The sequence below is a fragment of the Arthrobacter sp. Z4-13 genome, assembly GCF_054792705.1.
Genome location: NZ_CP096459.1, coordinates 29,284 through 52,581, shown reverse-complemented (window position 1 = coordinate 52,581; position 23,298 = coordinate 29,284). Strand labels below are relative to the sequence as shown.

At 61.1% G+C, this 23,298-nt stretch carries 21 protein-coding genes and 2 pseudogenes; 15 read left to right on the top strand and 8 right to left on the bottom strand.

Features of this window, described 5'->3' with window-relative positions; genetic code table 11:
• Positions 1 to 166: 166 nt before the first annotated feature.
• The 7 genes and pseudogenes from M1E07_RS02080 to M1E07_RS02050 all read right to left on the bottom strand — a co-directional run bounded on the left by M1E07_RS02080 (position 167) and on the right by M1E07_RS02050 (position 5,934).
• On the bottom strand, positions 167 to 439 hold the full coding sequence (locus M1E07_RS02080) for a hypothetical protein (RefSeq protein WP_461188646.1): 273 nt from the start codon (positions 437 to 439) through the stop codon (positions 167 to 169).
• A gap of 120 nt (positions 440 to 559) precedes the next feature.
• Positions 560 to 859 carry a DUF4193 domain-containing protein gene (locus M1E07_RS02075; protein ID WP_440154199.1) on the bottom strand — a complete coding sequence of 100 codons (300 nt, stop codon included), beginning with the start codon at positions 857 to 859 and terminating at the stop codon, positions 560 to 562.
• A gap of 251 nt (positions 860 to 1,110) precedes the next feature.
• Positions 1,111 to 1,425, bottom strand: a pseudogene (locus tag M1E07_RS02070) (extracellular solute-binding protein); the annotation flags it as partial.
• Positions 1,426 to 1,820: 395 nt separating this feature from the next.
• The gene (locus M1E07_RS02065; RefSeq protein WP_461188645.1) at positions 1,821 to 3,329 is read right to left on the bottom strand and encodes a tripartite tricarboxylate transporter permease; all 1,509 of its coding nucleotides are present in this window, start codon (positions 3,327 to 3,329) and stop codon (positions 1,821 to 1,823) included.
• A gap of 13 nt (positions 3,330 to 3,342) precedes the next feature.
• Positions 3,343 to 3,879, bottom strand: coding sequence for a tripartite tricarboxylate transporter TctB family protein (locus tag M1E07_RS02060; RefSeq protein ID WP_461188644.1), 537 nt, complete (start codon positions 3,877 to 3,879; stop codon positions 3,343 to 3,345).
• A gap of 8 nt (positions 3,880 to 3,887) precedes the next feature.
• Positions 3,888 to 4,763 carry a tripartite tricarboxylate transporter substrate binding protein gene (locus tag M1E07_RS02055; RefSeq protein ID WP_461188643.1) on the bottom strand — a complete coding sequence of 292 codons (876 nt, stop codon included), beginning with the start codon at positions 4,761 to 4,763 and terminating at the stop codon, positions 3,888 to 3,890.
• Positions 4,764 to 5,253: 490 nt separating this feature from the next.
• Positions 5,254 to 5,934 (bottom strand): GntR family transcriptional regulator, encoded by a 681-nt coding sequence (locus M1E07_RS02050; protein ID WP_461188642.1) that lies wholly within the window; start codon positions 5,932 to 5,934, stop codon positions 5,254 to 5,256.
• A 115-nt stretch (positions 5,935 to 6,049) separates the two neighbouring features.
• Between M1E07_RS02050 and M1E07_RS02045 the strand changes: the two genes are divergently transcribed.
• The 6 genes from M1E07_RS02045 (at position 6,050) to M1E07_RS02020 (ending at position 12,546) form a co-directional block, all read left to right on the top strand.
• Positions 6,050 to 6,976, top strand: a complete 927-nt coding sequence (locus tag M1E07_RS02045; protein ID WP_461188641.1) for a dihydrodipicolinate synthase family protein — start codon at positions 6,050 to 6,052, stop codon at positions 6,974 to 6,976.
• Positions 6,973 to 7,947: a hydroxyacid dehydrogenase gene (locus tag M1E07_RS02040; RefSeq protein ID WP_461188640.1), complete on the top strand. Its 975-nt coding sequence runs from the start codon at positions 6,973 to 6,975 to the stop codon at positions 7,945 to 7,947. Before M1E07_RS02045 ends, M1E07_RS02040 begins: the two co-directional genes overlap by 4 nt.
• A gap of 2 nt (positions 7,948 to 7,949) precedes the next feature.
• Entirely contained in the window at positions 7,950 to 9,008 is a 1,059-nt protein-coding gene (locus M1E07_RS02035) for an Ldh family oxidoreductase (protein ID WP_461188639.1), read from the top strand.
• Between the two features lie 111 nt (positions 9,009 to 9,119).
• Complete coding sequence (locus M1E07_RS02030; RefSeq protein ID WP_461188638.1) at positions 9,120 to 10,727, top strand: aldehyde dehydrogenase (NADP(+)); 1,608 nt, start codon at positions 9,120 to 9,122, stop codon at positions 10,725 to 10,727.
• A 52-nt stretch (positions 10,728 to 10,779) separates the two neighbouring features.
• Positions 10,780 to 10,908, top strand: coding sequence for a hypothetical protein (locus M1E07_RS02025; RefSeq protein ID WP_461188637.1), 129 nt, complete (start codon positions 10,780 to 10,782; stop codon positions 10,906 to 10,908).
• 855 nt (positions 10,909 to 11,763) lie between these two features.
• The gene (locus M1E07_RS02020) at positions 11,764 to 12,546 is read left to right on the top strand and encodes an ANTAR domain-containing protein (protein ID WP_461188636.1); all 783 of its coding nucleotides are present in this window, start codon (positions 11,764 to 11,766) and stop codon (positions 12,544 to 12,546) included.
• Between the two features lie 27 nt (positions 12,547 to 12,573).
• Here the strand turns inward: M1E07_RS02020 and M1E07_RS02015 are convergent.
• Positions 12,574 to 12,957, bottom strand: a pseudogene (locus tag M1E07_RS02015) (ATP-binding protein); the annotation flags it as partial.
• A 717-nt stretch (positions 12,958 to 13,674) separates the two neighbouring features.
• On the opposite strand from M1E07_RS02015, the gene M1E07_RS02010 reads away from it, so the two are divergent.
• From M1E07_RS02010 to M1E07_RS01970, 9 genes are all read left to right on the top strand, one after another.
• A complete protein-coding gene (locus M1E07_RS02010) occupies positions 13,675 to 15,303 on the top strand; it encodes an SLC13 family permease (protein ID WP_461188635.1) in 1,629 nt (542 codons plus the stop codon).
• 365 nt (positions 15,304 to 15,668) lie between these two features.
• Complete coding sequence (locus tag M1E07_RS02005; RefSeq protein ID WP_461188634.1) at positions 15,669 to 15,980, top strand: hypothetical protein; 312 nt, start codon at positions 15,669 to 15,671, stop codon at positions 15,978 to 15,980.
• A gap of 54 nt (positions 15,981 to 16,034) precedes the next feature.
• Positions 16,035 to 16,280 carry a hypothetical protein gene (locus M1E07_RS02000; RefSeq protein WP_461188633.1) on the top strand — a complete coding sequence of 82 codons (246 nt, stop codon included), beginning with the start codon at positions 16,035 to 16,037 and terminating at the stop codon, positions 16,278 to 16,280.
• 147 nt (positions 16,281 to 16,427) lie between these two features.
• The gene (locus tag M1E07_RS01995; protein ID WP_461188632.1) at positions 16,428 to 17,351 is read left to right on the top strand and encodes a LysR family transcriptional regulator; all 924 of its coding nucleotides are present in this window, start codon (positions 16,428 to 16,430) and stop codon (positions 17,349 to 17,351) included.
• A gap of 126 nt (positions 17,352 to 17,477) precedes the next feature.
• The gene (locus M1E07_RS01990) at positions 17,478 to 18,575 is read left to right on the top strand and encodes a tartrate dehydrogenase (protein ID WP_350004235.1); all 1,098 of its coding nucleotides are present in this window, start codon (positions 17,478 to 17,480) and stop codon (positions 18,573 to 18,575) included.
• A 139-nt stretch (positions 18,576 to 18,714) separates the two neighbouring features.
• Positions 18,715 to 20,181, top strand: a complete 1,467-nt coding sequence (gene dctA, locus M1E07_RS01985) for a C4-dicarboxylate transporter DctA (RefSeq protein WP_461188631.1) — start codon at positions 18,715 to 18,717, stop codon at positions 20,179 to 20,181.
• A gap of 5 nt (positions 20,182 to 20,186) precedes the next feature.
• On the top strand, positions 20,187 to 21,347 hold the full coding sequence (locus M1E07_RS01980) for a glycerate kinase (protein ID WP_461188630.1): 1,161 nt from the start codon (positions 20,187 to 20,189) through the stop codon (positions 21,345 to 21,347).
• Positions 21,348 to 21,892: 545 nt separating this feature from the next.
• On the top strand, positions 21,893 to 22,525 hold the full coding sequence (locus M1E07_RS01975; RefSeq protein WP_461188629.1) for a hypothetical protein: 633 nt from the start codon (positions 21,893 to 21,895) through the stop codon (positions 22,523 to 22,525).
• A complete protein-coding gene (locus tag M1E07_RS01970) occupies positions 22,519 to 23,157 on the top strand; it encodes an RES family NAD+ phosphorylase (protein ID WP_461188628.1) in 639 nt (212 codons plus the stop codon). The genes M1E07_RS01975 and M1E07_RS01970 overlap by 7 nt, the downstream gene beginning before the upstream one ends.
• The last annotated feature ends 141 nt before the right edge of the window (positions 23,158 to 23,298 follow it).

Genomic DNA, 23,298 nt, shown 5'->3' with positions numbered 1-23,298 from the left:
CAACGGTCAGCGGCCCCATCAGCAACAAGGCGCTGGAAGGCGTCCCTATTCCTTTTTCGCTCCAAGAGAGTCGAGCCTCGCGTGGCACTGCTGAAGATCGGAACCCAAAACCAGCTGAAGACCTCGACTCATGCACGCCTGGCCAAAGAGGGTAGCCATCAAGGCGTCAGCGTGCTTTTTCGACCGGACGGTATCTGTCTGCGAAAGCAGCGAGGGAGCTCTGGAGCAGCGTCATGCTGTTCAGCATGTCCACTGGTCTGGAGCACGCCCCGGCTGAGAGCGGGCTGACCATCCACGCGGCGAACACGTTGTGCGGGACCTTCAGAGCCATGGCGTGGTCAAAGAGCCGCAGTACGGGTTCGTGGAGAAACCCGTCTTTGAGCTGGAAGCCCCGGCAGAAGGTTTTCTCGCCGATAAACACCCGGACGGTCCGGCGCATCCCTTCGGGCTCGCCGAGAGACCGGAAGTGGGTCTTACATGTCTGCCGCGGTTGGCAGGGTAAATTCTTCGCCGGTTGCTGTCCCAGACCCGCTTCGGGACAGTCGGCCAGTAGTGGGGCTCAGCCCTCACATTCGACACAGTAGGCATGGCCGTCCTTCTCGCGCGCCTTCTGCGAACGGTGGCGGACCAGGAAACACGAGTAACAGGTGAACTCATCATCAGCCTGCGGAATGACCTGCACAACGAGCTCTTCGGCGATGAACTCGCCGCCCGGGGTGAGGCCGTCGAGGGTGTCAGCCTCGTCGAGCTCCTGAACCACAGACTTCGCATCCGGTGCTTTGGCGGACTTCAGGGCCTCCAGCGAATTTTCCTGGGACTCCTTAACGTCGGTGCGCAGTTCGTCGTAATCGGTTGCCACGGCGGTGCATCTCTTCTCTGTTGGGGCGGGTTACCGGTCCTGCAACGTACAGGACATTGGAAGAATTCCCCAAAAAAGCGGTGCTGTTCCTCCCCCTCCCCTATTCATCGGGAAGAGGAAAGGCCTATGCCAACGCCCGCGCGACATCGTAGCCGGCCGACTTGGCCGAGAGAGGGAAGTTGACGGAATCGCGGTTATCGGCGCTTGAAAATTGGCTAGGGGAGTGGCTGCCAATCCGAACTGGGTCCCCGCCGACTGGAGTATTCGATGATGTACTTTTCGTCCATCTGAATAATGTCCGGGGCATCGTTGGCCGCTACCTGGATTGCCACCTTGTCCCAGTACCCGCCCCAGTCGCCGTATTCAGGCTTGATCTCGATTTTCGGATTCCCTGCCTCAAAGGCGGCGATGGCTTCCTGGGTCAGCTGGGCCCGTTTGTCGCCACCCCACCAGGAAAACCTGAGCTCGACCGTACCGTCGGCACTTTCAGTGGGGATCCCCCACCGCAGGCGCTCATGGGCGAGAACGGCCGTAATCGCTGCCGCGACGAGGCCGGTCTTGCGGATCCTGCGCTGGGAGGCGGCGGTTACTGTACTCGTTCTCCCGGAATTGGTATGAGGGACAGAACGGGAAGAGAGTGCACCCTGTATTCCGATGTTCTTTGATCTTGCTGAACTGGGATAGGGGGAATTGGGATTGGAGGAGGGAACCAGGCCTATTGTTGGCCGTAGTGGCGGTGCCTTTTGGTGAGAAACTGCTGCTTGAAGCGGAACAGCAGGTTGGAATAGCGTGCCGGGAGTCCGGTTTTAAGCTCTTAAGCAGCACCGAGTAACAAGCAGTCATCAAGTCCTTCCGGCCGGTTGCCCCAGTCCCGGACCGGGGCAACCGCCGTCTCACGCCCTACTGCCATGCTGCGGTTTACTGGGCGAATCGAGGGATTGTGTCGGTGGTAGGAGTTCCGTTATCCGACCCGGTCAAGCTCTCTGCGTTGGACGGCAAGCTTCCGCTTTCGGGTGATCACTGGTACTGCCACCATGAGCACTGTGAGCACTAGAACGCTGGCAGAGATCGGCCTGCCGAAGAACCCGAACAGATTTCCGTCGAACAGCAAGAGGGATTGACGGAAAGACCTCTCAAACAGGGATCCGAGCACGAAGGCAAGGACAAGCGGGCCGGGTTCGAAGCCAAACTTTTTGAGCAGGAACCCGATTACTCCGAATACAACGACGATAAACATGTCGAAGACGCTGTTGTTTACCGTGTATACGCCGACCATCGTGATCAGTACGGTGATCGGGGCAAGAATCGTGATCCGGATCCGCATGATGCGGACGAACAGGCCCACCAGAGGAATGCTCATAACCAGGAGGAAGATGTTTCCCACCCACATGGAGTTTACAACTCCCCAGAAAGTTTCCGGATGGTCCTGAATCAGACGGGGACCGGGGGTTATGCCCTGGATGAGAAGCGCGCCAAAGATAACGGCCATGGTGGCATTGGCGGGGATACCGAGAGTCAGTAGTGGAATGAACGAGGAGGTGGCTGCCGAGTTGTTGGCAGTCTCAGGGCCCGCCACGCCTTGGATTGCACCCTTACCGAACTTTTCAGGGGTTTTCGACAGCCGCTTTTCGACTGCATAGGAAAGCATTGAAGATATCGTAGCTCCGCCTCCCGGAAGCACACCGACGATGAACCCGAGAACGGTCCCCCGGGCTATCGACGCTTTGGACTCGATCCAGTCGACGCGCTTTATCCAGGCGTTACTGAATGCTGTCGGTTTAGGCGTCGAGCGAGCTCGGCGTTCCAGGTCGTGAAGAATTTCACCGAGTCCGAAGAGACCCATGGCTATCGGTACGAAGTCGAGGCCGGCGGCGAGGTCCGTGCTCCCGAAGTCGAACCGGCCGACGCCGGCGAATGGATCCTGTCCGACGGTCGCCAGGAGGAGGCCCAGAAGCGCCGCCGCAATGCACTTGATGGCGGAACCTGTGCCGAGCGTTGACACGAGCAGTATCCCGAGCAGGGTGAGCCCCGTATATTCGGCTGGGCCGAACTGAAGGGCAAATGATGCAATGAGCGGCGCGACGAGGGTCAGACCGATGATTGAAACGGTTCCCCCGACGAATGACCCGACGGCTGCAATGCCCAGGGCGGACCCGGCCCGGCCTTGCTTGGCCATCTGGTATCCGTCAAAGGTTGTCACGACCGACGTTGTTTCCCCTGGCAGAGACAACAGAACAGAGGTAATTGTTCCGCCGTATTGTGCCCCGTAGAAGATACCGGCGAGCATGATGATTGCCCCTGTCGGCTCCAGGGCGTAGGTAATAGGTAGAAGAATAGAGATGGTTGCAACCGGCCCGAGGCCCGGTAGCACACCGACGAGCATTCCGACCGTCACCCCGGCAAGGCAGAAGAAAAGGTTCGAGGGTTCGAAGACGACGGCGAAGCCATTGATGATGGGAACGAAATCCACGACCGTCCTTTCGTTAGAAGTTGATTAGGTGAGGGACGGTCGTTCGCAGCGCGATAATGAAGACGAGGTAGAACGCCGTCACCGTTGCGGCGGAAACGATCAGGCTGGTGCGCCAGCTTTCCCGGCCCAGAACGCGAAGCCAGTACAGCATCATCAATACTGCCGGGAGCTCGAACCCCACGTATTCGATCACGAGCGCGAAAACGGCGAGCGTGGCCGCCCCAGCCAAAACTTCAAGGGCACCGCGCTGAAATGACTCGCCTCGTTTGAGCCGGTTGCCGGCGATCACCATGATCAACGAGATCAGGATGAGCAGAACTGAAAGTACAAGCGGCCAAAATCCCGGTTGGGGTTCCTGAAGGCTGCCAACTCCCAGCTCTTGAACGTGCAGGATCGCGAATACTCCGACGGCCCCGGGGACGAGCCGGGCGATTGTATCTGTCAGGCGGCTGGCCGGTGGCATGTCCGGTTCAGCGTGGTGGTCGTTATCGGCGGCGGACTCGAAGGTGGGGACAGCCGCCCGTTCCTGTACTTGAAGTTTATCCGGCACGGGGAACATCACTTTTGGGTCAGCGGATCGAAGCCAATGCTCTTGAAGCCCGCGGCGATGTTCGTCCGGTTGCGTTCGATTTCCTCAACGACCTCGTCTCCGACAAGGTCGCTGGGCAGGATGTAGTTGTCCGCGAGGAAGTCTTTGTAAGCCGCGGTTTCCGTGGCCGTATCCGCAGCCGCGGTGATCTTTTCGGACACCTCTGCAGGCAAGCCCTTGGGCGCCATGAGTAGGCGCATCTGTGCGATTTGAACGTCCACGCCCTTTTCAGCAGTTGTCGGTACATTCGGCAGGAAGTCCACTCGCTCGTCGGCGAAGACTCCCAGGATACGGATATCGCCGGCTTCGACCTGGGCCATGACTTCAGACATAGGGCCGGCCCCGAAGTCGACTTGTCCGCCGAGCACGGCGGTGACGATTTCGGCCCCACCCGTGAACGGAATGCCCGTGGCTTTCACGCCCGCCTTTCCGAAGAAAAGTTTTTCGCCAACGAGCGAGGCCCCGCCTGAGCCGCTGTGAGCGTACTTGACGGTGGTTTCGCCACCCTTCAATGCAAGGACGTCCTCGAGTTTTTTATAGGCCGAGTCTGACCGGGTGTAGATGATGTTCGGCTCGAAGGAGAGTGCCTTCAGAACCTTAAAGTCCTCGAGTTTCTGGGCGTCATCTGGCTGAAAGAGCGGAGAGACGCTGAAGGTCGTTGCGTTGATGACCCCAAAGGTGTAGCCGTCGGGACGGCTGTTGGCAACGTCCTTAGTTCCCAAAGCCCCGCTGGCCCCTTCGCGGTTGATGACGATGACGGACTGCCCCAGGGGATCTTCGAGATTATTGGCGAGAGCGCGGCCCAGAAGGTCCGAACCTCCGCCCGGAGAGTAAGGGACGATCATTTCGGGTGCTTTTGTCGGGTATTGCGATGCATCCGAGGATCCTCCCTGAACACCTCCGCAGCCCGTAAGCGCAAGGGCCCCAATAAGGGCAGGAATGGCGAGGTAACGCCGGGACGGGAAACGGGGCGACGGCTTTGTCATGAATTCTCCTGGAAAGGTTAACAAGCGGCAGGGGTTCGGCCCACGAAAGTGACGGCAACCACACATCAAGATACGGTACATCATATATGAGATGCAAGGCCCCGTTTATACGGGCTTGGGTGACGCCGGGTGCGGGGTCCATGGGGGTCCCATAGGGCAGCGGGAAGCGGGGCCTCGGCATGGCAGGAGGCGCGTCTGAAGTGGGTAGGCCAATGCGAGCAAGTCCAGCTGGCGGCCGGTTCGGCAGCCATGGATGCCGCAGGTGATCCAGGATGGGGACGCCTCCCAGCTGTCGTGCTCCGCCCCCCCTTCGGCAAATACAGCACGCGGGTAGCATGCTCCGGTGGTTTTACCTCGAGGAGAACGAGGCCAACGTCCGGTCAAAAAAACCCTGAAGATGCTCGCGGAGCAGTTCGGCCGCCCGGTCACCGTCTCCGCTCAACGCAGCCTCCAGGACCGCCGCGTGTTCCTGCCACTCGATTTGCCAGGTGGGAGAACCTGCCCACCCGACTACGCTGATCAACGCTGCACGGTCTCGCAAATTCTCGAGAATGCCGATCAGAATGGGATTTCCGCAGTGGGCGTACAGCTCAGCGTGAAGGCGACGGTTTAGGAGACTCAGCGTCCCGCGGTCATCAGCCAGCGCCGCTTCTTTGGCCTGGGCAAGAAGGTCTGCAGCCATATCGAGGCTTTGCTTGCCGCCCTGATTTACCGAGCGCCGGACCCCCTCTGGTTCGAGGAGCAGCCGCACTTCATAAACCGATCGAATGAATTCTTCATCCACAGTCGTCACGGACGCGCCCTTATAGGGAACGAAGGTAACCAGACCGGACTGCGACAAAACCTTCAGCGCCTCCCGTACCGGCGTCTTGGACACTCCCATGGCTCGGGCGAGTTCCGTTTCAACCAGTGCCTGTCCGGGCACCAGGCGCCGAGTAAGAATTGCGGTGCGGATTTCGGCAATGACCTGATCGATACGCGATTGCGGCGCATCGAGCTTCCGGGCAACTATGCCTGTGTATTCAGCCAAGACGGCACTTCCTTTGACGCGTGGACGGTTCCGCTAATCTTACCGCGTTGACGATACGCCATATCGTATCTAGTATATGAGATCTTACTAGCCCAACAAAAGAAAAAGGTCACCAATGGATCTGCATCAGCTGCGCGCGGCTCTGGCCGGTATCGTTGCCATCCCCGTCACGCCCTTCGCCTCAGACGGCCTAGTCGATGGACCGGCCTACAGGAGGGTCTTGGAAAACATGGTCGACAACGGAATCAAGGTAGTCACACCAAACGGAAACACCAGCGAGTACTACGCCCTCAGCCCGGCCGAGACGCGCCAGGTCCTTGATGCGACCGTCGATGCGGTGGGAACCAAAGCGGTGATCGTGGCAGGTGTCGGCGGACCCCTCCCCCAAGCGATCGAGGCTGCCGAGTATGCCCGGGCGGCAGGGGCGAACGCCATCATGATCCACCAACCCGTTCATCCCTATGTAAGCCGTTCCGGCTGGGTGGAATACCATGCGGCAATTGCCTCTGCTGTTCCGGAACTCGGGGTCGTCACCTACCTGCGCAACCCTTCCATCGAAGGTAGTGACCTGAACAGCCTGGCCGATCGCGCCCCTAACCTCGTCGCCGTCAAGTACGCCGTCCCTGACCCTGTTCGTTTCGCCACGGTCATGCAGGGATGCCAGAACCAGGGCATCGTGTGGATCGCAGGACTCGCCGAGTCCTCGGCGCCGGGCTACTTCGCATACGGCGCGACCGGGTTCACCTCCGGACTTGTCAATCTCGCCCCAAAGCTGTCCCTGGACATGTTGGAGGCCCTCCGCTTGGGTGACCGGGACAGGGTCATGGAAATTTGGGCCATCATCCGTCCTTTTGAAGAACTGCGGGCCCGCCACAACTCGGAGAACAACGTCAGCGTCGTCAAGGAGGCCCTCGCGCAGCTGGGCCTGTGCAGCCGGGACGTCCGGCCCCCGATCTCTACCCTCAGCGAAGAGGACCGCGCTTTGGTCGCGGGCTTCCTTGGCGCGCTTGTTGGCCGCGAGCTGACCAAGGTCGCCTCATGACGCTACGTGTCCTGGTCCCCCAGAGAATTGCGCCCGAAGGTCTTGCCCTGCTTGAGGCGGCCGGCCATGTGGTCGTGGAACCGTCGGGCACAGACATCCCCACCCTGCGAAAGTACATCAGTACCTGTCAGGCAGTCCTCACCCGCACATTGCCCTTGCCCAGGGCGGTTTTGGAAGCTGCACCGGATCTGAAGGTGATCTCACGCCATGGAGTCGGCGTCGATCATATTGATTTGGACTATTGTCGCGAGCAGAACATCACGGTCACCAACGCACCCGAAGCGAACATTGTCGCAGTGGCCGAACACGCACTGATGCTTCTCCTCGCTCTGACGAAAAACCTCATGGCCTGTGACACCGAACTGCGGCGCGGTAACTTCGAAGCACGCAACTCGCTATACGGCATCGAAGTGGCCAACAAAACCTTGGGCGTGGTCGGCCTGGGCAAAATCGGCCAGGCAGTGGCCGTCCGCGCTGCAATCGGCCTCGGCATGAACATTGTGGGATTCGATCCCTACGTCGACACAACAAACCTTGATCCTGCCATCAGGCCAGTGTCCCTGGAAGTTCTCCTGGCCACGGCCGACGTCGTCACCGTCCACGTGCCACTTACCACCGCAACCCGGCGACTTTTCGATGCCACGAGGTTCGACAGCATGAAACAGGGCAGCTACTTCATCAACTGTTCCCGCGGTGAAGTGGTGGATGAAAAGGCCCTCGAGAACGCCCTCCTGTCCGGGCGGGTGCGGGGTGCAGGCCTGGATGTCTTCGAGGAAGAACCGCTGCCCGTTGGGCATCCGCTTACGCGCCTGACCAACGTCCTGCTGACCCCACACATGGCCGCCCACAACAACGAGTCAATGATCCGGATGGCTGTCCACGCAGCCCAGGGAATCATCGCCGTGGCAGAGGACCGTGAGCCACAGTGGCCGGTCAGGCTTCCTAACCACCAATCAATAGTGAAGGGCTAGACATGGCCGAGAACGAAACCCACACCATCGACGCAGGGGCTCTCACCAGCTTCTGTACCGATGTATTTACCGCCGCCGGAGTCCCGTTCGATGAAGCGTCAGTAATTGCCACGTCGCTGGTTGACGCCAACCTCATCGGTCTCGATTCACACGGAGTCTCCCGGGTTACTGACTACCTTGCCCGCCTCGACCAAAACCTCGTGAATCCCAAAACAGACCTCACCTTGGTCTCTGAAACCGCGGGAACTGCTCTCCTTGACGCCAACAACGGCTGGGGGCAGGTCGCATCCCAGAAGGCCGTGGAGATTGCCATCGACAAGGCCCGGGCAGTAGGTACAGCTTGGGTTGGTGTGACCAACTCCAATCATAACGGAACCGCCGCGTACTGGACCAGGAAAATTGCAGAAGCCGGCATGATCGGCATCTCCGGTACGAACAGCTCCCCTGTCATGGCTCCATTTGGAGGCAAAGAGGCCTCCCTGGGCACGAACCCGATCTCCATCGCCGTCCCCACGAAGGACGGGCCCTCCGTTGTCCTCGACATGGCCACGAGCGCGCAGGCCAGGGGAAAGATCATTGTCGCGGCCAAGAATGGCGAAGCAATCCCTTTGGGATGGGCCCTCGATGCGGGCGGGCAACCGACTACAGACGCGAAAGAGGCACTGGACGGCACGCTCCTGCCGATGGCTGGACCGAAGGGATCGGGCCTGGCCATCATGGTGGACATACTCGCCGGAGTCCTGAACGGAGCCTCTTTCGGCGCTGACATGCCACGCATGTACGGTGATTCCGCCCCGCAGCTGCTGGGGCATTTCTTCATAGCGCTGGATATTTCCGCGATGACTCCACTCAGCGCATTCCTGGACCGGATGTCAACCCGGGAAGACCAAACACGAAACGGTACTCCCGCAGCCGGGTACGAAAAAGTCCTGATGCCGGGCGATCTAGAAGCCGGAAAGAGAACGGACAACCTTCGGACAGGCCTGCTCCTCAGTCCGTCCATCTTCGACGAGCTTGTCGCCACCGCCCGGTCAAGAGGAGTCGAAAAGCAGCTGGCCTAGCACCCGCTCAAGGATCAGACGGCCCTACACGCTTCCACAGCCTGGCCGCCGCTATCCACACTGCGGAGACCGCACCCCTCCGCACACACCATAACCAGCAAGGAACAGTCAATGAGCACCCCAGCAGGTCCGTCAGTGACCGGAAATTCGATCATCGCAGGAGAGTACGTGCGTGGTGAGGACGGCCATACAAAGGCAGTCAACCCGGCCACAGGGGAAGAGATGGATCCAAGCTTCGGGCTGGTGAGCATCTCGCAGATGGAGACCGCAACGAAGGCCGCCGAATCCGCCTTCGACGTATACCGTCGTAAGTCTCCTCAGGAACGGGGCGCCTTTCTGGAACGCATCGCCAGAAACATTGAGGCTCTCGGCAGCGGACTGATCGACAGGGCAGCTACCGAAACTGGCCTGCCGAGCGGCCGTATTGAGGGCGAGCTTGCCAGAACTACGGGCCAGTTACGCCTCTTCGCCGAGGTTGTGAAGCAGGGAGACCACGTACAGGCGCGCATCGACCCCGCTCTGCCAGATCGGACACCAACGCCCCGTCATGACATCCGGCAACAACATATTGGTCTGGGGCCGGTTGCAGTCTTCGGTGCGAGCAACTTTCCGTTGGCATTCTCAACAGCCGGGGGCGATACTGCATCGGCCCTCGCTGCCGGATGCCCTGTCATCGTGAAAGCACACAACGCCCATCCAGGCACGGCCGAGCTTGTCGGCCAAGCCGTCTCACGAGCAGTTAGGGACAGCAACCTTCCCGCTGGCGTGTTTTCCATCCTCTTCGGCGCGGGAAAGACCGTCGGCCAGGCACTGGTAGCAGACCCACGCATCAAAGCGGTCGGGTTCACCGGATCTCGGAGCGGCGGCATATCACTCATGAAAACCGCGGCCAATCGTCCAGAGCCCATTCCCGTCTACGCCGAAATGTCCTCTATAAATCCGGTATTCATCTTCGAAGCAGCACTCAAAGGAGACGAGGACAAGCTTTCCGCCGACTTCATCGACTCCTTAACCATGGGGTCCGGCCAGTTCTGCACGAACCCCGGGCTGATCTTCATTCCGGAAGGAAAAGACGGTGATTCCTTCGTTCAAAAAGCAGCCACTGTGCTTGGTGCGGCCACAGGCACCACCATGCTGAGTTCCGGAATCGCAGACGCCTGCGCAACCGGGATCCAGCATCTGCGGCAGACGCCCGGCGTTTTGCCTGTCGGGGAAGGTCAGCCAGGCACCACTCTGAACGCGCCGGCTCCGGCACTTTTCACTACCTCCGTGGCAACCTTCATGTCCTCCCCTGGCCTGCAGGAGGAAGTTTTCGGCGCGGCCGGGCTGATCGTGCGTTATCAGGACCAGGGAGAGCTCCTTGAGGCAGCTGAAAAACTTCAGGGGCAGCTCACCGCTACCTTGCACTGCCCTAATGACAGCACCGCAGAAACCACGCAGCTCATAACGGTTCTCGAACGGAAAGTCGGACGGATACTCTTCAACTCCTGGCCCACCGGCGTTGAGGTTGGCCACGCCATCGTCCACGGAGGGCCTTTTCCCGCAACGTCAGACTCCCGCTCAACCTCAGTGGGGACGTTGGCGATCCACCGTTTTCAACGCCCGGTCAGTTACCAAAACGTCCCCCAACAAGTGCTGCCAGCACTCCTCCACGACAGAAATCCCTTCAAACTGAACCGTCGCATGAACGGGGTGGTGCAAACGGCGGCCGCCGATTAATGGCCACACAGATTGAAAGAAGGCCATCCGAACCTTCTTCGTCTTCGGCAAGATGACCGGCACGAATATCCGGGTCGAAGTCGGCCACTACACCCCCATCGGGCAGGACGCAGCCCACAACCGGCTCCGTCCGGTTGTGGCACACCCCAACCTGACGTCGGGCCCCTCTGGCCAGGGATGATTTGCCTGTCGGCGGCTCAAGCCTTGTTCTCAGACACTTACCGACCTGCAACAGCTGGCATCGCCAGCCCCTGCCCCAAGCGATTTACATCAAGTCCCGATTCTTTGGACTATTTCGATGGAACTCGGGCTACCGCACCTGAGTTTCCTGCCCCTCGGACTGTCAGGGTGGAATCTGAGAACATCATGATCCACTGTCAATAAATCGGCGTTTCGGCGCTATTCTGCCACCAACGAAGAACGCCCCGTCGAATTCCGCGTGCCAGATGAGGACGGCACTCAGGCAGGCAGAACCCCCGCTGTCCCGCCGACACTTTGCCTCAGAGCTGTTGTGTCGCGAGAAATTCCTTGTAGCAATCGCCCCGTCCCACATCTGGTCACCGGAAGCCGAGAAACCCCTCCAGCCACAGCAGATCCTGCATTCACGAATCATCATGACCGACCGTCCTCCGATGCTGAAGTACTGCAACCACACGTCGTACGTGGTCAGTTCCGCATCGCGGGCTGCGTGCCAAGAGCTTCGTTGCTGGGTTTCTTGATCCATGAGACGGCCTGCCCAGGCCTCTATAACCGGGGAATGGTTAATGCCCATGTCCCTACGAGAACACCCCCGGGGAACCGGAATAGCCCCAGCAAACACTGCTTACCATCAGGGTAGCTTCTGATCCTCATGGTAAGCCGGAAAAGATCTGTCTCAATGAGAGGGTTGCGGGGGTGAGGTTTCCCGCGGCAACCCGATCCTTTTGACACTGTCGATAAGAGGTCAATTCGGACCCCACCGTTGACATGATTATCACGCTTCCGTTCCAAGCCGCACGACGGATGCTGAGGTACCGGGTAGGGAGAGGACGGCGACATGGAACAGTACGACAGTGCAGGCGTGGGCGGGTCGGGGAAATCAGTTGATCGGATCAGCGATTATGCTCGGGGCATCTTTGAGGCAACGTCGTCGGCGTACTCGCTGATGGATCCCGAGTACGTGATCCTCGCCGTGAATCCCGCGTTCGTCGACCTCGTGGGAATCCCCTCCGTTGATCTTGTTGGGCACCAGGCTTTCGAGGTGTTCGGCGAGAGCCCGTCCCAGGCAGAGCAGGAACCGGCCAGGGTGATGCGCGAGTCGCTTGAGCGTGTGAAGAGAACCGGGAAGAGGGACAGCATGTTCCTTCATCGGTTCGACATCCCTGATCCTGGGCGCCCCGGCGCGTTCCTGGAGCGGTACTGGAGCCCGGTCAATAATCCTGTTTTGGATGAGGAGGGTCATGTGGTCGCTTTCCTGCAAGAGGTACGCGACGTGACCGAGCACCGCGAGGATCTCGTCCGCCTCCTGGCTTACCTCAGTGCTGATCCGGATGTGTCTGACGCCGACCGGAAACAGCGCTTCACCGAGTACTCGGCAGCGACCATGGTGACATCGAGCCTTTATCACTCCGCGCGCAAAGAGGTGGAGCAACTGCAGGAAGCAATGAGGTCCCGGGCCGGCATCGAGCAGGCCAAGGGCATTCTCATGGCTCAGCACCGTTGCACAAGCGAAGAGGCCTTTAACCGACTGCAGGTGATGTCCAGCAACAACAACGTCAAGCTGAAGGACGTTGCCGCCGCCATCGTCTACCAAGCGACAGCACCGCGCAGAGGCAGATAGCCACCACGCATTTCTCGCGGCGCTGGTCTAGCCGAGTCCTTGCTGAGCAAGAGTATGAGCGAGGCGGTAAGAGTCGGTGCCTGTTTCGATGATGGCCCCTTTGAAGGTGAGCCGGTCGACGATCGCTGCGCGCAGGCGGGGGTCGGTGAAGGTTTTCGTCCACCCAGAGAAGGACTCGTTACTGGCGATCGTGATGGAGTTCTTCTCTTCGCGTTCGGTGAGGACTTGGAACAGGAGTTCGGCGCCGCGCCGGTCGAGTTCCATATAGCCGAGCTCGTCGATACAGAGCAGGTCCACCCGCCCGTACCGGGTGATGGTTTTGGCGAGCATTTTCTCGTCAGCTGCTTCGACGAGTTCGTTCACCAGCCGAGTGGCGAGCGGGTATTTCACCCGGTGCCCCTTCTCCGCGGCGCCGTCGTATCCTGCACCAGCATCACGTCGATCGCCGGCTTGAACGCGTCTAATCGTGGCGAGCTACACACCGGTACCTTCCGCGCTGGTGTCACGGAATTCGTCAGAGCTTGCCGGACCGTGTCCCTGCCGACCTGCTCCAAAAACAAGGCACTTCAACCGAGTCCACTGAGGGGCTGGGTTCCGCCGCCGCACACAGCCAGGGACAATTCTCATGGGTTATCCACCGCTACTGCTGCTCAGGGAGCTAATCCAGGGCTCCCAATATCCAGCCGTGGATAACCCGAATTGACCCCAACTGTGGACGGAACAGAGTCACCAGGGCAGCTTGTCCGAGCTCCCCAGGCTGACGGAATATCCGTTATCGGCCTTTCAAACCAGTCGGGGGAGTCTCTGCAATGCCCCGGATTCTGGTCGGACTTCGCGGCGGCTCCGGGCTGCCAGTAGTGCAGATCGGAGCCGGATACGCCTCCGTAGGCGATTGCAACGACCGCCTCGTGTGGTGAAGGGCGCTGGCTCGGCCGGCTTCTGGAGGCGAACATTGCCCTTGCCGTGGGCTACAGCACCCGGGTTTTGCAGTAGTGAGGCAACTGGCTAAAGCGTCCCTGTGGGGGCAGAGATTGGTTTTTCCTATTAGGTCAGTAGGGATTTCGTCTTGGACGTGATTCGGGTCACGGATGCACAGTAGGTCCAAACCCCTATGACGAAAGGACGACGATGTCCAGCAATTTGACTGAGTCTTCAGCGGCCACCTCACCACCGCCGCGGACTGATGTTCGCGCCGCCCTACTGGGCGGCAAGACGTTCAGGAGTTTGAGCGAGCAGAAGCTGACTCCGCGGGAGGAGAAGTTCGAGCGGGCCCGGCAGACACTGGGATTCTTTCTGGCGCCGGCGGTATCGATTATTTTCGCGCTTCTCCCGACCGGGATGGATCACACCCAGCAGCTGCTCGCAGCTGTTCTGCTGGGCGTCATAATCCTGTGGATTTGCGAACCGGTACCCATCCCGGTGGGTGGGCTCATCGGTGTTGCTGCTGTCGTCCTGCTCGGCGTGGCACCAGCCAATGAGGTGCTGCGCCCCTTTGGCTCGACAACCATCTTCACCTTCATCGGCGCCTTCATACTCGCGGCGGCCATGCTGAAACACGGCATAGCCCAGCGGCTGGCATTCGCCGTTCTGTCCATTCCCGGTGTCGCCAAATCCACCTACCGCGTCATCATCGCCTTCGGCGCAATCACCTGCGTCCTCTCCGCGTTCGTTTCAAACACCGCCACCGTCGCCATGCTGATGCCCACCGCCCTGGGCATCCTGGCCGTGATCGCAAAACTTATGCAGGACCGCGGCGTCGTCAAAGCAGACTTCGACCCGCTTCGTCTCCGCGTGGGAGCAGCCCTGATGCTGATGCTCGCCTACGGCGCCAGCGTCGGTGGCCTCCTGACACCGGTAGGAGCACCCCCGAACCTCATCGGCCGCGGCCTCATCGAGGAAGCAACCGGTACCAAGATTTCCTTCGTTCAATGGACAGCCACAGTGGCTCCCGTCTGCGCAGCAATGTTCGTCGTGCTGGCGCTCATCATGTTCCTTTTGAACAAGCCGGAAATCCGTCGCATCGAAGGCGTGGACAAATTCATCCGCGAGCAGAAGGCCGAGCAGGGCAAGATGTCCCGGGCCGAAATCAACACGCTCATCGCTTTCGGCCTGACCGTCACGCTGTGGCTCCTCCCGGCAATCGCAAGCCTCATCACCGGTCCGGATTCCGATCTGTATGCGTTCCTTGACGACCGGCTGGACGAAGGCATCGTGGCTGTGATCGGCGCATCCCTGCTCTTTATCCTTCCGACCAACTGGAAGGAACGCCGCGCGACCATGACCTGGTCCGACGCCGCGAAGATCGACTGGGGAACCATCATCCTTTTCGGTACGGGCATCATCTTCGGCGCCCTCCTTTCGGCCACCGGCCTCGCCCAAACGATCGGGAACGCTGCCGCTCAGAACCTTGGCGTCACCAATATCGTGGCGATCACCGCATTCGCGGCAATCCTGGCGATCCTCATCTCGGAGACAACCAGCAACACCGCGTCCGCGGCCGTCGTTGTTCCCATCGTCATACCGTTGTGTGTCGCCATGGGAGTGGACCCCCTCGTTCCCGCGTTGGCAGCAACGTTCGCCGCATCGTTCGGGTTCATGCTGCCGGTCTCAACGCCGCAGAACGCCATCGTCTACGGCTCCGGCGCCGTTCCCATCACCCGCATGGTCCGCACCGGATTCACCTTCGATATCCTCGGCGCAATCCTCATCATCAGCATCGTCCCGATCATGGTCGGTATCACGGGCATCGGCAGATAATCAAAACCCAACCGGTCAGATCCACAGTCACCTCAACGGCAGGCTGTGGATCTGGCCGGTTCTCCCGCAGGTTGTCCTGGAAACCGGGGCGCTTAGCATGACTATGGACGCCCGGTCGGCAGATAGGCGGGCGACGCCGCGCACGAGGACAGGGACCCGCAACGAGTTTCAGCTTGCTCCAGGACAGGCCCCTCCAGTGGGAACCCTTGAAGCGATAGTTCTCCCGGCGCGGGCACGCGGAACCGCAACACGCACCCGAAACTCGGGGCCCGCGCCGGGTTTTATCTTCCTTCCCGCCAGGAAAACGGCACATCAAACACTCTCGCCGGTCACTTGAGCATTGACCTTGAAACGAAGGGCACGGCATGTACATCTCGAATCCCCGCACTCACCACCCCATGCTCTCCAGCCGCATGCGTAAGGAAATAGGCAACTGGCGCGAGCTGACCCCCGGTGACACCGTCGTGCTCCTGACATCAGATAAGCGAAACCCGCGCATCATGGGACGTGTGGACGACATCTCCGATGACGGGCGGTACTTGTGGTTGTTGCAGGACAGCGGCGCCGGGCGTCGCCTGTTGGACCGGGCCGAGGGATACACCACATTTTTGGACTCAAAAAGCGACTCTGCCGCTGTTGATCTCGTGCCGGGCAGCCCCGGCCCTGGTAAAGGCTGAACCCCGCACCGCCCCAAGTCTCTCTGAGCGGGCATTTGAGCCGGCCGCGCAGACTTGGCAGCACCAGCAGACGGCGGGTCACGCCAGCCATTTCTTCCGGACGCGGACCACCTGGCAGCCGCCACCGAACTCGCTGCCGTAGCAGACGTAGAGCACCAGATTCTTCTCGTTTCAGATCGTGGCGCGGCCGTTCGCGTAGCGTTCGCGTACGCGGATCCCGGCCGCCTGATGACGCCCAGCGCGCGAGGACCAACCTTCCGGCGGCTGCGGCACCTGAAGTGGTCGCTCTATCGTCCATGAGAGCCAACGCTTGCGAATGCGTCCAAGACATAGAAGCAATCCGGCTGATAGGCGTAGGCTATTTAGGCCCTGCCCGTCGTCCCGGAGAGGGCTTCTCAAGGACGCTGCTGCAAAACCCAAAGGTTCGAAAACGCGTTAAGGAGCTGCGTGGATACGCGAAAGCTGAAGTACTTTCTGGCCGTGGTAGATCACGACGGGTTCAACCGGGCTGCCGAGCATTTGCTGATCGCCCAGCCCTCGCTCTCGCAGACCATCGCGAGTCTGGAGAAGGACCTGGGCGTCCCACTGTTCCACCGCATCGGCCGCCGCGCCGTCCTTAGTGAAGCAGGCAAAGAACTCGTCGGCCCGGCCAGACTGGTCATGCGTGATCTTGATGCGGCGGCCTCGGCAGTCCAGGCTCTTCGCGGGATCCGAAGCGGGCGGTTGGACATCATTTCGATGCCCTCCCCCGGCATTGAGCCGCTGACATCCATGATCGCCGGCTTCACCCGGCTGCACCCTTCGGTCCGGCTGAATGTCAGTGCCGCCTTCACACCGGAAGAAGTTATCGACTCCGTCCGGTCAGGCAGCACGGAGATCGGCCTTGCCGGCTCCCCCACACCCATCAGGGTGCCAGGAGTCCAGGTCCTTGAGTTGGAGCGCCAGCCCCTGATTCTCATCGTCAATCCCCAGGCCGACACCTTCAACCGCGGAACGTCCATCCAACGGGAAGACTTGGGCGGCCACCAGCTGATCGCGAGCCAACGCGGCTCCCTGATGCGGTGGTTGGTCGATGACGCGCTGGCCCACGGCGTCGACACTGAAATCGTTGCCGAAGTCGCTCACCGGACCTCGATCCTGCCGCTCGTGCTCGCGGGCGTGGGCCACGCGGTGATGCCTTCATCCTGGGCACCGCTGGCCCAAAGATCAGGACTCAGAACCCTGCTCATCGAACCCGTCTCCCACCTGGACGTTGCGGTCCTCAGCCGGAAAGAGGACCTCACGCCCGCTGCCCGTGCCTTCCTGGCAGTGGCAAAACTCCATGCCTCTCCGGACCCGCAAACCGCGGACCTATCTGCGTCGATAGGCTGAGCCTATATGCCGTATCGATTCTTAGTCTTGGACGCGGAATAGGAGCAGGCCGTCTACTTGAAGAGGAAGAACAGTGTGACCCCGCTAACAGGCTCACTGCTAAATACTCAACGAGGAGGTAGGCACATGAGCGCCACCCAGAAATTCACCATCGCAGCAATCCCCGCAGACGGTGTGGGCAAGGAAGTTGTCTCCGCAGGCCGCCGCGTCCTGGACGCCCTGGCCAAGGACTCCAACGGCAAGTTCGCCTTCGACTGGACCGAGTTCCCCTGGGGCTGCGGCTACTACGCAGAAACCGGCAAGATGATGGCCGACGATGGCCTGGAGACCCTGAAGAACTTCGATGCGATCTACTTCGGCGCCGTCGGCTGGGAGAACGTCCCGGACCACATCAGCCTCTGGGGCCTGCGCCTGAACATCACCCAGAACTTCGACCAGTGGGCCAACATCCGCCCCGTGAAGTTCCTCCCCGGTGTCCAGTCCCCGCTGCGCAAGGCCGACAACACCGAGCTCGACTGGGTCGTTGTCCGCGAAAACAGCGAAGGCGAATACGCCGGCCTGGGCGGACGGAACCTGAGCGGCCGCGGCCCCGGCAACGAGGTAGCCCTGCAGACTGCACTGTTTACCGAAAAGGGCTGTGAGCGCATCATGCGCTTCGCGTTCGACCTGGCCCGGACCCGTACCGTGAAAAAGGTTTCCTCCGTCACCAAGTCCAACGCCCAGCAGTACGGCATGGTCCTCTGGGATGAAGTCTTCAACCGCGTGGCCCTGGACTACCCAGACGTGCAGACCGAAAGCGTCCTCGTGGACGCCATGAGTGCCAAGTTCATCCTCAAGCCCGAGGACCTGTCCGTCGTCGTGGCGTCCAACCTGAACGCCGACATCCTCTCGGACCTGGGCTCGGCGCTGGCCGGCAGCCTCGGCCTGGCCGCAAGCGCGAACCTGAACCCGGAACGCCGCTTCCCGTCGATGTTTGAACCGGTCCACGGGTCCGCTCCGGACATCGCCGGGCAGGGCATCAGCAACCCGATCGGTGCCATCGCCTCCGCCGCCCTGATGCTGGACCACTTCGGCCTCCACGAGGAAGCACGCAAGGTTGAAGCCGCCATCGAAGCTGCCACGGGCTCAGGCCACCTGACCCGCGACGTCGGCGGGAACGCCAACACCGACGACGTCACCGAGGCCATCATCAAGGCCCTGACCAACACCCTGGCCGCCGTCTAGCCAGAAAACCTGCCGGGACGATTCCGGCGGTCAGTACATAGCCCGGAGTGGACGGCGGCAGAACACCGCCGCCGTCCACTCCGTCATGCCCACCTTCATCGAGCACCCTCCAGCTACATTCCACAACGAGGTAGGAATCATGGACCACATCACTACCGCCGGTACAGCTTCGGCGGCCCGCAAAACACCTTTGTACCGCCAACTGTATTTCTGGGTACTGACCGCCATCGTCGTCGGCATCCTCGTCGGCTGGCTGGCGCCCAGTGTCGGCATCGCCATGGAACCCATCGGGACCACCTTCGTTGATGCGATGAAGATGCTCATCGGCCCCATCGTGTTCCTGACCATCGTCGGCGGCATCGCCAGCGTCGCGGACCTGAAGAAGGTGGGCATGACGGGCCTGAAGGCCCTGACCTACTTCCAGGTCGGCACCATCCTGGCCATGATCTTCGGCCTGGTGGCCATCAACATTTTTCGGCTGGGCGACGGAGTCAACGCAGATGCTGGCAGCATCGAGACCTCCGAGTCCGCCGCGAAACTGATTGACGCCGGCGCGAACCAGGAATGGTGGCAGTTCCTCACCCACATCATCCCGGAAAGCATGGTCTCCCCCTTCGTTGAGGGCAACATCCTGCAGATCATCTTCATCGCCGTCATCTTCGGCATCGCCCTGAACGCCATGGGCAAGGTCGGCGCCCCCGTCCTGGACGGTGTGCAGCGCCTCACCGGGGTCATGTTCAAGATCCTTAGCTTCATCATGAAGGCAGCCCCCATTGGTGCCTTCGGGGCCATGGCCTACGCTGTCGGCAAGTTCGGCGTCTCATCATTGACCAGCATGGGCGGACTCATCGCCCTGTTCTACATCACCTCCATCCTCTTCGTGGTGATCGTGCTCGGCTCCATCATGCTGTTCCTGAAGCTGAACATCTTCACGATGATCCGGCACCTCAAAGAGGAATACATGCTCATCCTGGGCACCTCCACCGCCGAACCGGCCCTGCCGGGCCTGATGCGCAAGCTTGAGCACGCCGGCGTCAAGAAGGAAACCGTAGGCCTGGTTGTCCCCACCGGCTACAGCTTCAACCTCGACGGCGCAGCCATCTACCTCTCCCTGGCCGCCCTCTACATCGCCCAGGCCACCAACACGGACCTGACCCTGGGCGAGCAGCTGGGCCTTCTCGCGGTCATGCTGCTGACTTCAAAGGGCGCTGCAGGCGTGGCCGGCGGCGGCTTCATCGCCATCACCGCGACCCTCACCACCCTGGGCACCATCCCGGCTGCGGGCATCATGCTCATCTTTGGCATCGACAAGTTCATGTCCGAGTGCCGCGCCCTGGTGAACTTCACCGGCAACGCCGTGGCCACCCTCTTCATCGCCTGGTGGGACCGCACCCTGGACGCCGACCGTGCCCGCCGGGTCTTCGCCGGTGAAACCGTGGAGCCCATGCCCTCCGAGGACCCGATCCACCTGGACGAGGTCACTGACATCGACGACCTCACCGAGTACGGCCACCATGGGCCCAAGGAAACTGTTGCCAGGCACGCGGGCCCGGTTGCCGAGCTTGCCCCCGCGGGCTCTCGTCCCATCCACTCGGAGACTGTCTAACTAACATGAGCACAACTACTGCCCCCAAGACCGTGCGGACCCTTATCGCCCCCGACAAGTTCAAGGGCAGCCTCACGGCCAGCGAGGTAGCGCAGGCCCTGGCCACAGGGCTTCGCTCCGCCGCTGACGTCCCGGGCACGGCCGGAGCGGTTCAGTGCGAACTGCTTCCCCTGGCGGACGGAGGTGACGGCAGCGTCGACGCCGCCGTCACCTCCGGCTTCACCCGCCACAGCTACACCGTTGCCGGCCCCACCGGCCAACCCGTACAGTCCAGCATCGCTTTCGACGGCACCACCGCCGTCGTCGAGGTGGCCAACACCTGCGGACTCGGACTGCTGCCCGAAGGCAAACTGGAGGCATTGAACTCCTCCAGCCGTGGGTTCGGCGAAGCCGTCCTGTTCGCGCTCAGCCTTAACCCTGCAAGGATCGTCCTGGCACTGGGCGGCAGCGCCAGTACCGACGGCGGAATGGGAATGCTCACCGCCCTCGGCTACAGCTTCCACGACTCCGAAGGGCGCCAGCTCTACGGCAGCGGAGGAGCGTTGGGACAGATCCAGTCCGTTCACCGCACCGCGCTCCCGGAACTGCAGGACACCGAACTCGTCGTCGCGAGCGACGTGCACAACCCCCTCCGCGGCCCCAACGGCGCACCGGCGGTCTTCGCCCCACAAAAGGGGGCCACAGCGGAGGACGTCGCATTCCTCGACGACAGCTTGGGGCACTTCGTGACCAAAATGGCCGAAGCCGGATTCGCCGACGCGGAGTCACTGGCAGCACATGAAGGTGCCGGAAGCGCCGGCGGCATCGGCTACGCCTGCCTGCTGCTCGGCGCCAAACAGGTATCCGGAGCCGACTACTTCCTGGACCTGCTGGACTTCAACACCCGCAAGGACAGCTGCGATGTGGTGATCACCGGCGAAGGCAGCATCGACGAGCAGACCCTGGCAGGGAAACTGCCCGCCGCTGTTGCGCGACGGTCAGGCACCCGTCCCATCATCGCCGTCGCCGGCCGCTCGCTGCTTCCCAAGGAGCGGTGGTCTGAAATGTCCCTCACCCGGGTCTACACACTTGCCGACTACACAGATCAGGACTCCTCCAAAGACCCCTACCTCTCCGCCAACCTGCTCCAACGGATCGGCAAAGAAATCGGAACAAACCTCCTGTAGCGCAACTCCACATACTGCTGGAACAGAAACACCCGCCCGGGTAACACGGGCGGGTGTTTCTGTACTCGCAATCCGGTGGTGATTTCGTCTTGTTGGGGCACCCCCCAGCCTGACGTCAGGGCCGTCCGACGAGGGGGAATGCGGGACCTCGTCCCTGTCGGTGGAGTCGTCGGCACGTTCTCGTAGGGCCATCGGGGCCACAACGGGTGACACAGTAACCCTCATGCCCCGAGCGAACTTCATTAGTACAGATCCGGTCGATTCACTGCGATGATTCTTGGGCTATCAGGCTCCTTTTCGTCGCTCCGGATGTCAGGGTGGCATCTGAGAAAATCATGAGCCAGTGTCAACAAAACCGGAATCCCGCACTATTCTGACGCCAACGTCCGGAGCTGAAAGACGAATGCTAGACATGCTTAGAACGCGTGTTGCGCGCGCCGCTTGTCGACGGGGAACGGCGCCAGCATTAGCGGCTCGTATCTTTCGCGGATGACAAATCACGCGCTAGAGTGATATGTAATAACCGTCATTGCTAAGGAGGCGAAATGGTTACCTCGCGGCGCGACGTGATCCTGAAGAAGAAGGCGAAAGTAGCTCATCGGCGTGCTGCAGGCAGCGCGTTCTCAACCAAGTCTTCTCCGTCCTCGACGATAAAAGAACCATCAAAGATAGCCGGTGTCGATGGGTGGATCCTGAAGCGGGCTCTCAGTGAAGCGAACAGCATCGCGGCTTTGGGGGCTGCGATCGCGTCCAACCCGGAAATGCCATCTCCTGAACTCGCCCGCAGCCTGCAGGCGGAGGAGAACTGGTGGCGGCGAATCGAACACGAACTGCCATCGATGAGCAGCACCGAAACGGCAGCTTTCCTCGGCGCCAAAGCCACCAACCGGAACTTCGCGTCCTCGCAGCGCGCCGCCGGCAGACTGCTCGGCTATGCCCGCCGCCAGGCAGTCCGGTACCCGAAATTTCAGTTCGACGTGCAGCGCGGTTCCGTCCTGCCTATCATTCCGGAGCTACTGGCGCTAATCCGCGGCCTCGACGTCCCGGACGAAGACCTGGTCCTGTGGATGGCAGCGCCGTCGGCTGCATTCGCTGACCAGCGCCGGCCGGTAGACCACCTCAACGACCCGGAAAAGTTGCTCGCGGCGGCTGAGGCCCACTTCGGGGCCATATGGTGACGGCCTCCTGGCCGGCCACCCCGGAACCACCCATCCCCTTCGAGCCCCGCTCCGGGATCCTGGATGCTGGCACTATCCTCCAGCGCATCCATTCCAACCGGTTTCGGCCCAACCAGTTCAACCCCGGACCGAAGGGGGCCGGCAGGTTCCACTTCTTCGGCGATCCAGCCGTCCCGGCCCTGTACCTCGCCGAGACTCGGGAAGCCGCCTTGGCCGAGACCCTGCTTCATGATGTCCCGGTTGGTGCTCCCGCGCCGCTTCCCCGAAGCATTTACGCCAACAGTGTTCTGGCCGGACTGGAGCTAAAGCGGCCAGTCCGGATCGCGGAATTCTTTGGATTGGGCCTCCGCGCCCTTGGGGTCGAGGCCACCCAACTCACGGACACCCCAATGGACAACTATCCGCAGACGCGCAAGTGGGCTCACGCTGCCCATGCCACAGGGTTTGACGGCATCGGCTGGATGTCTAAACGCGACAACAGCGCAAGGGCCTACATGCTGTTTGGTGACAGGGTTCAGGAGGATCACCTTGAAGTCGTCCCCGGAAGCGGGCTTGCCTTCGCCGCAGCCGACGGCTTCCGCTGGCTGGTCAACACTTGCGCGCCACTCAACGTCGACGTCCTCGCGAGGTAGACCGGTACTCTGCTAAGCGGCCTGCTCGAGCTTGACGGAATATCCATTATCGGCGCTCCAAAAATGGCCGGGGAGAGCCGTTGAAGGCGGCGATCGAGCACCTATCGCGTTCCTAAAGAAGGAAGAGTCAACGCGAATCCT

Coding starts and splice junctions, on each gene's coding strand:
- M1E07_RS02080 (WP_461188646.1), bottom strand. CDS start 439: ATGCGCCGGACCGTCCGGGTGTTTATCGGCGAGAAAACCTTCTGCCGG.
- M1E07_RS02055 (WP_461188643.1), bottom strand. CDS start 4,763: ATGATCGTCCCTTACTCTCCGGGCGGAGGTTCGGACCTTCTGGGCCGC.
- M1E07_RS02045 (WP_461188641.1), top strand. CDS start 6,050: ATGGATCTGCATCAGCTGCGCGCGGCTCTGGCCGGTATCGTTGCCATC.
- M1E07_RS02040 (WP_461188640.1), top strand. CDS start 6,973: ATGACGCTACGTGTCCTGGTCCCCCAGAGAATTGCGCCCGAAGGTCTT.
- M1E07_RS02035 (WP_461188639.1), top strand. CDS start 7,950: ATGGCCGAGAACGAAACCCACACCATCGACGCAGGGGCTCTCACCAGC.
- M1E07_RS02030 (WP_461188638.1), top strand. CDS start 9,120: ATGAGCACCCCAGCAGGTCCGTCAGTGACCGGAAATTCGATCATCGCA.
- M1E07_RS02025 (WP_461188637.1), top strand. CDS start 10,780: ATGACCGGCACGAATATCCGGGTCGAAGTCGGCCACTACACCCCCATC.
- M1E07_RS02020 (WP_461188636.1), top strand. CDS start 11,764: ATGGAACAGTACGACAGTGCAGGCGTGGGCGGGTCGGGGAAATCAGTT.
- M1E07_RS02010 (WP_461188635.1), top strand. CDS start 13,675: ATGTCCAGCAATTTGACTGAGTCTTCAGCGGCCACCTCACCACCGCCG.
- M1E07_RS02005 (WP_461188634.1), top strand. CDS start 15,669: ATGTACATCTCGAATCCCCGCACTCACCACCCCATGCTCTCCAGCCGC.
- M1E07_RS01990 (WP_350004235.1), top strand. CDS start 17,478: ATGAGCGCCACCCAGAAATTCACCATCGCAGCAATCCCCGCAGACGGT.
- dctA (WP_461188631.1), top strand. CDS start 18,715: ATGGACCACATCACTACCGCCGGTACAGCTTCGGCGGCCCGCAAAACA.
- M1E07_RS01980 (WP_461188630.1), top strand. CDS start 20,187: ATGAGCACAACTACTGCCCCCAAGACCGTGCGGACCCTTATCGCCCCC.
- M1E07_RS01975 (WP_461188629.1), top strand. CDS start 21,893: ATGGTTACCTCGCGGCGCGACGTGATCCTGAAGAAGAAGGCGAAAGTA.
- M1E07_RS01970 (WP_461188628.1), top strand. CDS start 22,519: ATGGTGACGGCCTCCTGGCCGGCCACCCCGGAACCACCCATCCCCTTC.